Annotated in this window: 15 protein-coding genes and 1 tRNA gene; 7 read left to right on the top strand and 9 right to left on the bottom strand. The window is 71.5% G+C overall.

What is annotated here, in order from left to right:
- Positions 1–22: 22 nt before the first annotated feature.
- Positions 23–108 (bottom strand) — tRNA-Leu (locus RT2_RS10800).
- 187 nt (positions 109–295) lie between these two features.
- On the opposite strand from RT2_RS10800, the gene RT2_RS10795 reads away from it, so the two are divergent.
- Together RT2_RS10795 and RT2_RS10790 are read left to right on the top strand one after the other, a co-directional pair.
- Entirely contained in the window at positions 296–1,669 is a 1,374-nt protein-coding gene (locus RT2_RS10795; protein ID WP_072844833.1) for a M20/M25/M40 family metallo-hydrolase, read from the top strand.
- A 54-nt stretch (positions 1,670–1,723) separates the two neighbouring features.
- A complete protein-coding gene (locus RT2_RS10790) occupies positions 1,724–2,257 on the top strand; it encodes a YbhB/YbcL family Raf kinase inhibitor-like protein (protein ID WP_072844770.1) in 534 nt (177 codons plus the stop codon).
- 55 nt (positions 2,258–2,312) lie between these two features.
- Here the strand turns inward: RT2_RS10790 and RT2_RS10785 are convergent, their stop codons facing one another.
- Together RT2_RS10785 and RT2_RS10780 are read right to left on the bottom strand one after the other, a co-directional pair.
- On the bottom strand, positions 2,313–3,383 hold the full coding sequence (locus tag RT2_RS10785) for a quinone-dependent dihydroorotate dehydrogenase (protein WP_072844832.1): 1,071 nt from the start codon (positions 3,381–3,383) through the stop codon (positions 2,313–2,315).
- Positions 3,384–3,439: 56 nt separating this feature from the next.
- Positions 3,440–4,444 carry a YncE family protein gene (locus RT2_RS10780; protein WP_072844769.1) on the bottom strand — a complete coding sequence of 335 codons (1,005 nt, stop codon included), beginning with the start codon at positions 4,442–4,444 and terminating at the stop codon, positions 3,440–3,442.
- 204 nt (positions 4,445–4,648) lie between these two features.
- Here RT2_RS10780 and RT2_RS10775 point away from each other — a divergent pair, with 204 nt between their 5' ends.
- Positions 4,649–5,002, top strand: a complete 354-nt coding sequence (locus RT2_RS10775; RefSeq protein ID WP_072844768.1) for a hypothetical protein — start codon at positions 4,649–4,651, stop codon at positions 5,000–5,002.
- Between the two features lie 9 nt (positions 5,003–5,011).
- Here RT2_RS10775 and RT2_RS10770 read toward each other — a convergent pair whose 3' ends face one another.
- The 6 genes from RT2_RS10770 to RT2_RS10745 all read right to left on the bottom strand — a co-directional run bounded on the left by RT2_RS10770 (position 5,012) and on the right by RT2_RS10745 (position 10,213).
- On the bottom strand, positions 5,012–5,863 hold the full coding sequence (locus RT2_RS10770; RefSeq protein ID WP_072844767.1) for a heme ABC transporter ATP-binding protein: 852 nt from the start codon (positions 5,861–5,863) through the stop codon (positions 5,012–5,014).
- A complete protein-coding gene (locus RT2_RS10765; RefSeq protein ID WP_245709283.1) occupies positions 5,860–6,888 on the bottom strand; it encodes a FecCD family ABC transporter permease in 1,029 nt (342 codons plus the stop codon). The genes RT2_RS10770 and RT2_RS10765 overlap by 4 nt, the downstream gene beginning before the upstream one ends.
- A 59-nt stretch (positions 6,889–6,947) precedes the next feature.
- On the bottom strand, positions 6,948–7,970 hold the full coding sequence (locus RT2_RS10760; RefSeq protein ID WP_083577319.1) for a heme/hemin ABC transporter substrate-binding protein: 1,023 nt from the start codon (positions 7,968–7,970) through the stop codon (positions 6,948–6,950).
- 110 nt (positions 7,971–8,080) lie between these two features.
- Positions 8,081–8,758: a biliverdin-producing heme oxygenase gene (locus tag RT2_RS10755; protein WP_072844829.1), complete on the bottom strand. Its 678-nt coding sequence runs from the start codon at positions 8,756–8,758 to the stop codon at positions 8,081–8,083.
- Between the two features lie 71 nt (positions 8,759–8,829).
- Positions 8,830–9,267, bottom strand: a complete 438-nt coding sequence (locus RT2_RS10750) for a TIGR03668 family PPOX class F420-dependent oxidoreductase (RefSeq protein ID WP_072844766.1) — start codon at positions 9,265–9,267, stop codon at positions 8,830–8,832.
- Between the two features lie 28 nt (positions 9,268–9,295).
- Positions 9,296–10,213, bottom strand: coding sequence for an aldo/keto reductase (locus RT2_RS10745; RefSeq protein WP_072844765.1), 918 nt, complete (start codon positions 10,211–10,213; stop codon positions 9,296–9,298).
- A 142-nt stretch (positions 10,214–10,355) separates the two neighbouring features.
- On the opposite strand from RT2_RS10745, the gene RT2_RS10740 reads away from it, so the two are divergent.
- The 4 genes from RT2_RS10740 to RT2_RS10725 are packed head-to-tail and all read left to right on the top strand — an operon-like array spanning position 10,356 to position 13,394.
- Positions 10,356–11,198 carry an undecaprenyl-diphosphate phosphatase gene (locus RT2_RS10740; protein ID WP_174556698.1) on the top strand — a complete coding sequence of 281 codons (843 nt, stop codon included), beginning with the start codon at positions 10,356–10,358 and terminating at the stop codon, positions 11,196–11,198.
- A gap of 9 nt (positions 11,199–11,207) precedes the next feature.
- Positions 11,208–11,942: a histidine phosphatase family protein gene (locus RT2_RS10735; protein ID WP_072844763.1), complete on the top strand. Its 735-nt coding sequence runs from the start codon at positions 11,208–11,210 to the stop codon at positions 11,940–11,942.
- A 36-nt stretch (positions 11,943–11,978) separates the two neighbouring features.
- Entirely contained in the window at positions 11,979–12,572 is a 594-nt protein-coding gene (locus tag RT2_RS10730; protein ID WP_072844828.1) for a DUF3090 domain-containing protein, read from the top strand.
- Between the two features lie 3 nt (positions 12,573–12,575).
- Positions 12,576–13,394: an SCO1664 family protein gene (locus RT2_RS10725; RefSeq protein ID WP_072844762.1), complete on the top strand. Its 819-nt coding sequence runs from the start codon at positions 12,576–12,578 to the stop codon at positions 13,392–13,394.
- Positions 13,395–13,449 lie beyond the last annotated feature (55 nt).

The following is a 13,449-nucleotide window of genomic DNA, read 5'->3' as shown; positions in this document are numbered from 1 at the left end:
TCTCGTCTGTCTCAACTCAGAGTGCGCGAGGGGGGACTTGAACCCCCACGTCCATTAGTAGGACACTAGCACCTCAAGCTAGCGCGTCTGCCATTCCGCCACTCGCGCTTGCACACACTGTGTTGCTTGCTCGCTGCTCTCGCTGCGTGCTGGAAAAGATTAACCCAGAGTGGGCCAAAGCCCCAAATCGTCTCGTTTGTGCAGGTCAGAAGGCTGTTTTGGAGGCGGATTGTCGGTTCGACGACGGAAACCGATGGCGGCAGGTGGGCGGTGGTAGGAAAGGGAGGTGTCCGACATGGCGAAATCCCAGCAGTCCCAGAATTCCCAGCAGTCCGAACGGGCCCGCGGCCGCGCCGAGGCGGAGGTCGTCGACCTCGTCAGCGCGCTGATCCGGTTCGACACCTCCAACACCGGGGAGCCCGAGACCACCAAGGGCGAGCGGGAGTGCGCCGAGTGGGTGGCGGCGCGGCTCGAAGAGGTGGGTTACGAGACGGAGTACGTCGAGTCCGGTGCGCCCGGCCGTGGCAACGTCTTCGCCCGGTTGCGCGGCGCCGACCCGGAACGCGGCGCGCTGATGATCCACGGCCACCTCGACGTGGTGCCGGCGGAGCCCTCGGACTGGAGCGTGCACCCGTTCTCCGGCGCGGTGGCGGACGGCTACGTGTGGGGGCGCGGCGCCGTCGACATGAAGGACATGGTCGGGATGACGTTGGCGCTGGCCCGCCAGTTCAAGGCGGAGGGCACGGTGCCGCCCCGGGACCTGGTGTTCGCCTTCCTCGCGGACGAGGAGGCGGGCGGCACCTGGGGCTCGCAGTGGCTGGTCGAGCACCGCCCCGACCTGTTCGAGGGCGTCACCGAGGCGGTGGGTGAGGTGGGCGGCTTCTCCCTGAGCGTGCCGCGGCCCGACGGCAGCGACGCGAGGCTGTACCTGGTCGAGACCGCGGAGAAGGGGCTCGGCTGGATGCGGCTGACCGCGAAGGCCCGCGCCGGACACGGTTCCTTCCTGCACGAGGACAACGCGGTCACGATCTTGTCCGAGGCGGTCGCGCGGCTCGGTCGGCACACCTTCCCGCTGGTGGTGCCGGACTCGGTGGCGGAGTTCCTGGGTGCGCTGAGTGCGGAGACCGGTCTCGATTTCGACCCCAGCTCGCCGGACATCGACGGCACCCTGGAAAAGCTCGGCACCGTCTCCCGGATCATCGGCGCGACGCTGCGCGACACGGCGAACCCGACGATGCTGGCGGCCGGCTACAAGGCGAACGTGATCCCGCAGACCGCGTCGGCGGTGGTGGACTGCCGCGTGCTGCCGGGCAGGCAGGCGGCCTTCGAGCGGGAGGTGGACGAGCTGATCGGCCCGGACGTCACCCGCGAGTGGATCACCAAGCTCGACTCCTACGAGACCACCTTCGACGGGCACCTGGTGGACGCGATGAACGACGCGATCCTCGCGCACGACCCGAACGGACGCACCGTGCCGTACATGCTCTCGGCCGGCACCGACGCAAAAGCGCTCGCCAAGTTGGGGATTCGGTGCTTCGGCTTCGCTCCGCTGCAGCTCCCGCCGGACCTGGACTTCACCGCGCTCTTCCACGGCGTGGACGAGCGGGTTCCGGTGGACGCACTAGAGTTCGGTACCCGGGTGCTCGAGCACTTCTTGTTGAACAGCTGAAGCGGTCTCACGCCGGCTGATCGGCCGAGCCGCCCCTTCGACGAAAGGACCCCCATGTCGCACGACCCGTACGGACCGCTCCCGGACCTGCCGTCCTTCGAGCTGACCTCCGAGCAGTTCACCGAGGGTGGTGAGGTGCCCGCAGCGCAGCGCAGCGGCATCTTCGGCGTCCCCGGTGGCGAGGACGTCTCCCCGCAGCTGTCGTGGTCCGGATTCCCGCCCGAGACGAAGAGCTTCGTGGTGACGATGTTCGACCCCGACGCGCCGACCGCGTCCGGCTTCTGGCACTGGGCCGTCGCGAACATCCCGGCTTCGGTGACCTCGCTGGCGGCCGACGCCGGCGACGGCACGGGCGCGGGACTGCCCGCGGGCGCCGTCACCCTCAAGAACGACGGCGGCGGGCACCGTTACCTGGGATCGGCGCCGCCGGTCGGGCACGGCCCGCACCGCTACATCTTCGCCGTGCACGCCCTGAGCGTGGAGACCGTCGACGGACTGACCACCGACTCCACCCCGGCCTTCCTCGGGTTCAACCTGTTCAGTCACGCGATCGCGCGCGCGACCCTGACCGCCACCTTCGGGCACTAGTCCCGCGCCGGTGAGTCCTCCCGGTCCCCGATCGGGGCCGGGAGGATCCACAGGGTCAGCTCCGGTGTTCGGCGCCGACCGCCTCCGACAGCGACGTGTAGCCGCCGTCGCGCAGGCGCCGCGCCAGTCCCTTGTGGATCCGGCGCATCCAGAACGGCCCGCCGTAGATGAAGCCCGTGTAGCCCTGCACCAGCGAGGCGCCGGCCAGGATCCGCTCCCAGGCCTGGTCCGCAGTCTCGATCCCGCCGACGGAGACGAGCGCGAGCCGGCCGCCGACCCGCGCGTAGAGCCGCCGCAGCACCTCGAGCGACCGGTCGGCCACCGGGGCGCCGGACAGTCCGCCTGCGCCGATCGCGGCGACCTCGGCGTCAGGCGTCGCCAGCCCGGCCCGGCTGATGGTGGTGTTGGTGGCGACGATGCCGGCCAGGCCCAGTTCGAGTGCCAGGTCCGCGACCGCGTCCACGTCCTCGTCGGACAGGTCGGGTGCGATCTTCACCAGCACCGGCACCTCGACGCAGTCGAGCACGGCCTGCAGCAGCGGGCGCAGCGACTCCACGGCCTGCAGGTCGCGCAGGCCGGGGGTGTTCGGCGAGCTCACGTTGACCACCAGGAAGTCCGCCAGCGGCCCGAGCAGTCGCGCGCTGGCCGCGTAGTCGGCGGCCGCGTCCTCGGCGGGCACGATCTTGGTCTTGCCGATGTTCGCGCCGATCGGCACGCCGACCCGACGCTGCCGCAGGTGGTTGGCCGCGTGGCCGGCACCGTGGTTGTTGAAGCCCATCCGGTTGACCAGCGCGCGGTCGGCGGGCAGCCGGAACAGTCGCGGCGCGGGGTTGCCGGGCTGAGCCTGCGCGGTCACGGTGCCCACCTCGGCGAAACCGAAGCCCAGCGGGCCCCACACGTTCACGCCGGTGGCGTCCTTGTCGAAGCCGGCCGCCAGGCCGAGCGGCGCCGGGAAGTCGACGCCGAACACCTGGGTGCGCAGGGCAGGGTCCCGCACGGTGAGCACCCGCGCCACCAGCGCGCGCAGCGGCCCGAAGAACGTGACCAGACGCATCGCCCGGAATGCCAGGTGGTGCACGCGTTCCGGCGGGACGAGGAACATGATTCGAAGCAGCAAGCGGTACAACGGTTCTCCCTGGATTCCTGGCGTGGGGACGCGGTCGGCGTCGGTGCGGCCCGCGGTCACTGGCCGGCGGTCTCGATGCGCTGCAGCCCGTCGCCGGTCGCGGAGGCGACGAACAGGGTGCCCGTCTTCGAGTCCACCGCAACGGAGTTGGGCTGGCGGACGGTGGGGTAGCGGTGCTTCTCCACCGGGATCCCGCTGGAGAGGTCGAAGCCGACCACCTCGTTGGTGCCGGTCAGCGTCACCCAGACCAGGTTGGTGTTCTGGTCGACCGTCACGCCGAACGGCGAGTTCGGCACGGGGAAGCGCTGACGCATCATCAGCGGGTCGGTGGTGAAGGCGATCAGTTCGCCGCCGGTCGTGTCGGTGACCAGCACCCGGCCGAAGTGATCGGTGGCGAGGTTCGTCGCGCCCTCGCCCGCCCGGAGCGCCATGCCCTGGCCCTCGTCCATGATCACGTTCGTCACGGACGTCTGGCGACGGTCGAGCGCGGTGACCTGGTCGCCGGTGACGCCCAGGGCGTCCACCGAGGCGAAGCCCGAGACCTTGCCGGTCTGAGCGCCGTTCGCGTCGAGTTCGAGCACGGCACCGTCCGCGGTCCCGACGACCATGCCGCCGTCGCCGAGCAGGGTGGCCGAGCGGACCTCGCCGTCGACGTCGACCGTGGTCGTCTCGCCGCTGCCGACGTTCACCTTCACCACGGAACGGCCGGCGGGCACCGCCAGCACGCCGTCGCGGGGGTCCGACAGCGATGCGGTGCCGCCCGGGAGGGTGATGTCCCGCGGCGGCGCCGCGACGTCACCGGCGGGGTAGAGCAGCAGGTGTGTCGCGTCGTCTGTGAGCAGCGCCACGGTGCCCGTCGCGGCGTCGAAAGCGGTGGCGCCGACGGGCTGTCCGAGCGGCACAAGGGTGCCGGCGGGCGAGGCGGCGGCAGGCGAGACGGCCGCCGTGGCCGAGTCGATCGTCTTCATGTCTTCCCCGCCGCTGTCCGAGGAACAGCCGGTCACCAGCAGTAACAGCGCTCCCGCCAGAACGGTCGTGGTGCGTGCCGCCGGTCCCCGCATGTATGTCTCCTTTGTCGCCACTCGGCGTTCGGCAGCGGCCGGCGCGGGCTTGTCCCCGCGACCGGCGACCGGCCGGACACCATCTCCACCCCATAGCATCCCTGATTCGGTTCGGGGGCGAGAATCCGACTCGGACGTGCGGAACAAATACGGCTACCGTTGTTGCCAACACGAGGCGCCGGTCGACTCGGTGGAGGACACGCGATGGACGCAGACGAGGCCGCACAGTTCGTCCTCGAGGACCTGACGGTCGGCGCTTACGCGCACGGGTTCGGCCGCAACCCGGACGGCGAGGTCTTCGCCTTCCGGGTCCGCCGCAGCACCCTGCGCGTCGAGGTGTACCGCCGCGACCTCGAGACCGACGTGCCCGACAGCTCCGACGTCGTGGCCACGGCCGAATTCGCCGTCACCGACGTCGATCTCACCGACGAACGCAGCGTGGCTGCGGTGGTGCGCGACGCCGTGGCCACCGCGGAGCGGACGGAGCCGGCCGGCAGCGGTGGGCTGACGGTGCGCGCGATCCTCAGCCGTCTCAGTGCCGTGATCGACGTGTTCTGAGCTGTCTCGCTACCCGCCGCCGCGGCGCGGCAGCACCAGCTGGGCGCCGGTCTCCGGGTGCGCCAGCACCTCGACCGGGTGGCCGTAGACCCGGGTGAGCAAGGTCTCGGTCAGCACCTCGGCCGGACTGCCGTGCACGGCCAGGCGACCGGCCTCGAGCACCGCCACGGTGTCGGCGTACGCGGCCGCCAGCGCGAGGTCGTGCAGCACCACCACCACAGCCGCCCCCGCGCGAGCGCGTTCGCGCGCCAGGCCCATCACCGCCTCCTGATGGCCGAGATCCAGGGCCGCGGTCGGCTCGTCGAGCAGCAGCGTCCCCGTCCGCTGGGCCAGCACCCGGGCCAGCGCCACCCGGGAGCGTTCGCCACCCGACAGGGCCGCGAACGGGCGGTCGGCGAACCGGTCGACGTCGCAGGTCGCCATCGCCTCGCGGACGGCGTCGTCGTCCTCGTCGCGGCGGACGGTTCGCGTCCACGGTGCCCGGCCCATCTGGACCACCTGGCGTGCCGTGAACGAGAACCCGACGGTGTGCTGCTGGGGGAGCACCGCGCGGCGCTGGGCCATGTCGGTGCCGGTCCACTCGGACAGTGGCCTGCCGTCGAGTTCGACGGTGCCGGCCACGACGGCCTGGTCTCCGGCGAGCGCGGCCAGCAGGGTGGACTTGCCCGCGCCGTTCGGGCCGACCAGCGCGAGCACCTCACCGGTGCGCACGTCGAGGCTGACCGACTCGAGCACCCGGCGCCGGCCGCGGTCCACGCTGACGCCGACGGCGCGCAGGCTGACCTCGCCGGGCGCGGGCGCGGTCGGGACCGGGAGTTCGCGGGCGAGGAGGTCCTGGATCCGGCGGGCGAGCGCGCTCATGCCCAACCACCCTGCTGGTGCCGGGTGCGCCGCAGCATCCAGAAGAAGAACGGGCCACCGATCAGCGAGGTCAGCATGCCCAGCGGGAGGTCGGCGTTGGGCACCAGGGTGCGCGCGCCGAGGTCGGCGGCGAGCAGCACGATCGCCCCGCACAGTGCGCTGGCGGGGATCAGCATCCGGTGCGCCGGTCCGACGACCATCCGCATCAGGTGCGGCACCACCAGGCCGACGAACAGGATGATCCCGGTGAACGCCACCGACGCGGAGACCAGGAGCGCGACCACCACGACCGCGAGCTGACGCAGCCGCTCGACGTTCACCCCGAGGTGTGCCGCCGCGCTCTCGCCGAGCGCGAGCAGGTCCAGCTTGGACGCCATCGCCATGCTCACCGCGATGCCGACCGCCGCCATCGGCGCGACGATCGCGACCGCGCCCCAGGTGGCGCCGTTGAGGCTGCCGAGCTGCCAGAACACGATCTGGTCGCGGGCGGCGGGGTTCGCGACGAAGGTGAAGAACGCGATGAGTCCGCCGGCGAAGGCGTTGATGGCGACGCCGGTGAGGACCAGGGTCACCACCTCGGTGCGGCCCTCGGATCGGGCCAGCAGGTAGACCAGGGCGGTGGTCACCAGGCCGGCGACGAAGGCGCCCGCGGCCACCGCGGTGCCCGCGACGAACGCGCCGCCGGTGACGATGACGAGGCTGGCGCCGACCGCCGCGCCCGCGGAGACGCCGATGACGCCGGGCTCGGCCAGCGGGTTGGCGAACACACCCTGGAGCAGGGCGCCCGCGCAGGCCAGTGCGGCGCCGACGATCACCGCGAGCGTCACCCGCGGGAAGCGCACCTGCCAGAGGGTGACCTCGCCGCTCGGGTGCGCGGGCATCGGCCCGATGTCGAGGCCGATACGGTGCAGGATGCTGCCCACCACCTCGGCGGGTCCGGTAGGCACCTGCCCAATGCAGGCCGACGCGACCGCCAGCACGAGCAGCAGCAACGTCAGCGCGAGCAGGACCGTCCCGCCGCGCAACCGGCGGCGGGCGGGAGTGGTCGGTGGTGTCGTGGTGGTCACGGGGTCGGCGGTGGTCGTCACGGGGCCGACGGGGTGTACAGCGCCGTGGCGAGCGCGTCGAGGACGTCGCCGGTGCGAGGACCGAAGCTGAGCAGCACGCTGTCCTTCATGTCCACCACCCGCTGGTTGCGGCCGGCGGGGGTCTGCGCGACGCCCGGGATCTTCGCCAGCCCGTCGAGTCCGCCGATGGAGTCCAGGCCGTTCGACATCATCAGGAACACGTCCGGGGCGGACGCGATCATCGCCTCGCTGGTGATCGGCTGGAACTGCTGGGTCAGGCCCGCCGCGGTGCCGGCGTCGACGCCGCCGAGTGCCTCGATCAGCGAGTCGGCCCCCGAGCCCGGGCCCGCCATCATGGTGATGGCGGTGCCGCGCATGTAGAGGAAGGCGATCTTGGGCCGGGTGCCGTCGGTCGGGGCCTTGGTCGTCGCGGCCGCGATCTGGTCGGCGGTGCGCCGGCTCAGTTCGGCGCCCGCCGCGGGCACGCCGAGGGCGTCGGCGACGGCCTGGATCTGGTCGGGGACACCGGCCAGCGTCCGCGTGGGGTCGAAGAACACCACGGGCACGCCCGCCGCCCGCAACTGTTCCTGCACGGCCCGTGGGCCGATGCTGGTGTCGGTGAGGAACACGGTCGGGCGCAGGTTGAGGATCGCCTCGGCGGACAGCGACTGCCCGCCGGGCGTGATGTCCGGCACCGACTCGACGGCCGGGAACCCGGAGGCGGTGTCGCGACCGACCAGGCTCTTGCCCAGGCCGAGCGCGTACACCGTCTCCGTCAGCGTGCCGTACTGGTCCGCCGCGACGATGCGACTGGTGTCGGTGATCGTCACCGCGACCCCGTCCGCCCCCGTCACGGTGACCGGCAGGGTCGCGGCCGGGTTGTCCGCGATCGGCTGCGGGTCCAGGCTCGCCAGGGTGGCGGTGCTGCGCCCGGTCTGGCCGCCGGTGGCGGCGTCGTCCTGCGAGCCGCACCCCGCGGTCACCATGATCACCGTGACTGCGGCGAGTGCGCCGAGGACACGGCGGCGGTGATTGATCATCGGATGGTTGGCGCCGGTACTCCTCGTGCCGAGGAGCAACAGGTGCCATCCTCCTTTCGCGGGTTGGTGCGGTTCGAGCCTGAGATCTCCTGCCGTGGGGCAGGAAGGCGTTACTTGACGAGGTAGCTCTCGATGTCGGCCTCGAGCGCGGCGAAGAGGTCGCCGTTGAGCTGGTACGCCAGGTTCACCTCGTCGATGAGCTGCCGCTGCTCCTGCTCGGAGAGCGGGGCCGCGTCGAGCTTGGCGCGGTACTCGTCCTTGTAGACCTTGGGCTTCTCGATCTGGTCGAAGATGTAGAACCGGAGTCCGTCGACGGTGTAGCCGTAGGCGCGCTCGAGCATCCGCCGGATGATCTGGCCGCCGGACAGGTCGCCCATGTACCGGATGTAGTGGTGCGCAACGAAACCCGTCGACGAGTCGTACGCGACCTCGTCGATCCGCTCGATGTAGCGGGCGGTTGCAGGCAGCGCGGTGACCTGCTCACGCCAGCCGTCTCCGAGCAGGAACTCGAGGTCGGCCTCGAGGGCCTCGGTGCGCAGCAGTTCCTCGCCGATGAACGGCGCGGCGACGGGGTCGCTCGCCTTGGCCCGGCCGGCGGCCTCGAGTGCGAGGTACACCAGGTAGGTCTGGCCGATCAGGGCGGCGTGGGCGGCCGGGGTCAGCTTGCCGGCGAGCAGGTCGCCGACAAAGCGGGACTGCTCCGTGTTCCTGTGTGCCGCGTCGGTTTCGGTCCTGATTCGTTCGGCCAGGCCCGGCGCCGTGGTATCGGTCGCGTCAAGCGTCGTCATGCTCATCTCCCCGTGGGTTGGTCTGGTTTGTCGATACCGTCGCGGAGCGCGGGCCTCGAGTTGTCACTAGGTTAGCCTGCCCTTCCGGAACGCGTTGCAGTGGCAGACCATCCGGCCCACCGGTCGGGACGGAACACGATCACCGGACCGGTCGGGGGAAGGGTCGTGTACTGCGGGTACTTGGAGACGAGGGCGCGGACGCCGGCGGTGCCCTCGGGGCTTGTGGCGTCGGCCACGCGGGCCTCGCAGTCGACGCGGACCCACCACAGCAGGTTCCAGTCCTCGTCGTACTCGTCGACGAGGAGGCTGGCCCTGCCGGTGGCCGTGATGTGGTCGAGCCGGCGCAGGTTGCGGGTGGACTTCGGCTTGTCGTCCACCGCCGAGTACACGAGGCCGTCGGCCGTCGCGAACACCAGTGGCACCAGGTGTGGGCGGCCCGCGGCGGTGACGGTGGCCATCCGTGCCACCCGCGCCGCGGCGAACCGCCGTCGTTGTTCCTCGGCGTGCACGGTGCCCAGAGTAGGCGGGCGGGGCCCGTCAGGCGCTGACGTCGTCCAATGCCGCCGAGATCGCGGCGGGCAACTCCAGTTCCTCCGACGCCAGCACGCCGGTGTGCTGCGCGTAGTCCCGGGCGCCGACGATGGCGCTGGTGACCCCGGGACGGTCCCGCACCCAGGCGAGCGCGACGGCCAGCGGCGAGGCGCCGAGTCCGTCGGCGGCGGTGACGACCGCCTCCACCACCCGGGCGGTTTCCTCGGTCAGGTAGCCCGCCACCAGTTCCGCGCCGGTCTCGGAGGCGCCCCGCGAGTCCGCCGGGATGCCGTCGCGGTACTTCCCGGTGAGCACGCCGCCGGCCAGCGGGACCGCGGCCAGCAGTCCGACGCCGTGGTGGTCCGCCGCCGGGATGAGTTCGTCCTCGACCCCGCGGGCGAGCAGCGAGTACTCGGCCTGGGTGGCCACCAGCGGCGTGCCCGCGGCCGCGGTGGCCAGCTGCCAGCCGAGGTAGCCGCGGGCGCCGACGTACCGGACCCGGCCGCTCGTGACGGCGTACTCGAGCGTCGACGCCACCTCGTCGACCGGGGTGAACGGGTCCCAGGTGGCCACCTGCCACAGGTCGAGATGGTCGGTGCCCAGTTCGCGCAGCGTCGCGTCCAACTGGCCGAGCAGTGCGCGGCGCGAGCAGTCCACGCCGTCGCGGCCGGGATGGATGCCGCCGCTGCTCGAGATCACCAGTTCGGTGCGCGGGATCACGTCGTCGAGCAGTTCGGCGAGGATCCGCTGGGCGACGCCGCCGCCGTAGAACGGGGACGAATCGACAAGGTTGCCACCGGCTTCGGTGAAACCGATGAGCTGGGCCGCCGCCTCGTCGCCCTCCGTGTCACGGCCCCACGCCAGGGTGCCGAGGCCGAGTCGTGAAACTCGGAGACCGCTGTTACCGACCGCGCGCTGCCGCATCAGATACTCACCACAAGTTCTGGAGCGTAGTGCCGCAACGGCGCGAACGCCGCACGGACCCGCCCGGTACGGTGCACTCCGTGAATCTTCGAGCCAGCATCCCTGCGGCCCTCGCCGCCAACCACTTTGGAGCCGACCGGTGATCGGCGAGTCCATGACCTGGATTCAGGCCATCGTCCTCGGCGTCGTGCAGGGCCTGACCGAGTTCCTCCCGATCTCGTCCTCTGGGCACCTGCGGATCGTCTCGGAGGTGCTCTGGCAGGAGGACGCCGGTGCCTCGTTCACCGCGGTGACGCAGCTCGGCACCGAGGCCGCGGTGCTGGTCTACTTCGCCCGGGACATCGCCCGGATCGCGATGGCGTGGTTCCGGGGCCTGCGCGACTCGGGCCGGCGTGGGCACGACTACAAGATGGGCTGGTACGTCATCGTCGGCACCATCCCGGTCGGCATCCTCGGGCTGCTGTTCAAGGACCAGGTCCGGACCGGGGCGAGGAACCTGTGGCTGGTGGCCACCATGCTGATCGTCTTCGCAGTGGTCATCGCGGCGGCCGAGTACTACGGCAGCAAGCGGCGGCCGATCGAGGGGCTGACCCTCAAGGACGGCGTCATCATGGGCTCGGCGCAGGCGCTGGCCCTGATCCCCGGCGTCTCCCGCTCCGGCGGCACCATCAGCGCCGGCCTCTTCCTGGGGCTCACCCGCGAGGCCGCCGCCCGTTACTCGTTCCTGCTGGCGATCCCCGCCGTGACCGCGGCCGGCCTGTTCAGCCTGCCCGACGCCTTCGAACCGGCGGGTGAGGGACTCAACGCCAGCGGCGCGCAGCTGATCGTCGCCACCCTCATCGCCTTCGCGATCGGGTACGTGACCATCGCGTGGCTGCTCAGGTTCGTGGTCAACCACTCGATGTACTGGTTCGTCGGCTACCGGATCATCCTCGGCCTGGTGCTGTTCGGACTGCTCGGCACCGGCGTGATCGCGGCCACCTAGGCTGATGCCATGACGGTGATTCTGCTGCGGCACGGGCGGTCGACGGCCAACACCTCCGGAACGCTCGCCGGCCGAACCCCCGGCGTCGACCTCGACGACCGCGGCCGCGAGCAGGCGGCCTCGGTGGTCGAGCGCCTCGCCGCGCTCGAGCTCGCCGCAATCGTCCGGTCGCCGCTGCTGCGCTGCGAGAGCACCGTGGGCCCGCTGGCCGGCGCCCGCGGCCTGACGCCGGTGGTCGACGACGCGCTCGTCGAGGTGGACTACGGGCAGTGGACCGGTCGGCCGATCAAGGACCTGCTCGGCGAGCCGCTGTGGAAGGTGGTCCAGCAGCACCCGTCCGCGGCGGTCTTCCCCGACGGCGAGGGGCTGGCGCAGGTGCAGGCCCGGGCGGTCGCCGCGGTCCGGGCACACGACGCCCGGCTGGCCGCCGAACACGGCAAGGACGTGCTGTGGGTGGCGTGCAGCCACGGCGACGTGATCAAGTCGGTGCTGGCCGACGCTCTCGGCGCGCACCTGGACGGGTTCCAGCGGATCGTCGCCGAACCGGCGTCGATCAGCGTCGTGCGGTACACCGCGACACGCCCGTTCGTGCTGCGGATGAACGACACCGGCGCGGACCTGTCCGGGCTGAACGGCGCCGGGCCGGCGAAGGGCGCGGGGGTCGGCGCGTCGGACGCGGTGCCAGGGGGAGGGGTGGGAACCGATGGAAAAGCGGATAATGAGGGCGGGACCGATCCCGAATGACCAGTGAGCAGCTGATTCGAACAGGTGGAGGTGCAGATGTCCCGAGCGATTCACGTATTTCGCACCCCCGATCGATTCATCGCCGGAACGGTCGGTGAACCGGGCGACCGCGTGTTCTACCTGCAGGCCATCCACGACTCCCGGGTGGTGAGCGTGATGCTCGAGAAGCAGCAGGTGCAGGTGCTCGCCGACCGGATGGGCCTGCTGCTCGACGAGGTGCACCGGCGGTTCGGCACCGCGATCCCGCCGGAGGAGACCGACCTCGCGGACCTGAGTCCGCTGGTGATGCCGGTGGACTCCGAGTTCCGGGTCGGGACGATGGGGCTGGGCTGGGACTCCGACGCCGGCGCGGTGGTGGTCGAACTGCTCGCGGTCAGCGAGTCGGAGGTCGACGAGTCCGTCGTCCTCGACGACGTCGACGAGGGCCCCGACGCGGTGCGCGTGTTCCTGACACCCGAACAGGCCCGGGAGTTCGCCCTGCGGTCGGTGCGGGTGATCGCCGCCGGCCGGGCGCCGTGCCCGCTCTGCGGCGAACCGCTCGCCCCGGACGGCCACATCTGCATCCGGACCAACGGTTACCGGCGCGGGGCCACCTTCGGCCACGCCGTCGAACCCACCGAAGAGAACTGACCGTTGACCGCCGATCTCCCCGACCCCGGTGACACCGACCTGCTCGTGTCGGGCGAACTGACGGTACTCGGGCGGATAGTGACCGCGAGCAACGCGACGCTGGTCTGCGAGGCCTCCTCGAACGGGAAGAGCCTGCGCTGCGTGTACAAGCCGATCCGAGGCGAGCGGCCGTTGTGGGACTTCCCGGACGGCACCCTCGCGGGGCGGGAAGTGGCGTCGTACCTGGTGTCCGAGGCGACCGGGTGGGGCGTCATCCCGCGCACCGTCCTGCGGGACGGGCCGTACGGCCCCGGGATGGTGCAGGAGTGGGTGGAGACGCCCGAGCCGACCGGGGAGCTGGGCGAGCGCCTCGACCTGGTCGACGTGTGCCCGCCGGACCAGGTGCCGCCGGGCTGGTTCGAGGTGCTGCGGGCCGAGGACAGCGACGGCGAGGAGGTCGCGCTGATCCACGCCGACGACCCGCGTCTGCAGCGGATGGCGGTGCTCGACGTGCTGCTCAACAACGCGGACCGCAAGGGCGGGCACGCGCTCGAGGGCGTCGACGGCTCGGTCTACGGGGTGGACCACGGCATCTGCCTGCACACCGACGACAAGCTGCGCACCGTGCTGTGGGGCTGGGCCGGCCAGCCGGTGGAGGGCGCGCTGCTGCCGGACATCGAGATGTTCGCGAGCCGGCTGGACGGCGAGCTGGCGGACCGGCTGCACGAACACATCACCGGCGACGAGGTGGACGCGTTGCGGGCCCGGGCCGCCGCGCTGCTGGCGGATCCGGTGATGCCGATGCCGTTCGGCCGTCGCACCATTCCCTGGCCGCCGTTCTGACACCGCCGGTCGCCACCCGCGACACCGTGAAGGACCAGTTCCTCGCGTCGACCAA

It is taken from the genome of Rhodococcus tukisamuensis NBRC 100609 (assembly GCF_001894985.1).
GTDB lineage: Bacteria > Actinomycetota > Actinomycetes > Mycobacteriales > Mycobacteriaceae > Rhodococcus_G > Rhodococcus_G tukisamuensis.
The sequence above is the reverse complement of the archived record's forward strand: the minus strand, read 5'-3'. Positions and strand labels throughout refer to the sequence as shown.

Coding starts and splice junctions, on each gene's coding strand:
- RT2_RS10795 (WP_072844833.1), top strand. CDS start 296: ATGGCGAAATCCCAGCAGTCCCAGAATTCCCAGCAGTCCGAACGGGCC.
- RT2_RS10790 (WP_072844770.1), top strand. CDS start 1,724: ATGTCGCACGACCCGTACGGACCGCTCCCGGACCTGCCGTCCTTCGAG.
- RT2_RS10780 (WP_072844769.1), bottom strand. CDS start 4,444: ATGCGGGGACCGGCGGCACGCACCACGACCGTTCTGGCGGGAGCGCTG.
- RT2_RS10775 (WP_072844768.1), top strand. CDS start 4,649: ATGGACGCAGACGAGGCCGCACAGTTCGTCCTCGAGGACCTGACGGTC.
- RT2_RS10770 (WP_072844767.1), bottom strand. CDS start 5,863: ATGAGCGCGCTCGCCCGCCGGATCCAGGACCTCCTCGCCCGCGAACTC.
- RT2_RS10760 (WP_083577319.1), bottom strand. CDS start 7,970: ATGATCAATCACCGCCGCCGTGTCCTCGGCGCACTCGCCGCAGTCACG.
- RT2_RS10755 (WP_072844829.1), bottom strand. CDS start 8,758: ATGACGACGCTTGACGCGACCGATACCACGGCGCCGGGCCTGGCCGAA.
- RT2_RS10745 (WP_072844765.1), bottom strand. CDS start 10,213: ATGCGGCAGCGCGCGGTCGGTAACAGCGGTCTCCGAGTTTCACGACTC.
- RT2_RS10735 (WP_072844763.1), top strand. CDS start 11,208: ATGACGGTGATTCTGCTGCGGCACGGGCGGTCGACGGCCAACACCTCC.
- RT2_RS10730 (WP_072844828.1), top strand. CDS start 11,979: ATGTCCCGAGCGATTCACGTATTTCGCACCCCCGATCGATTCATCGCC.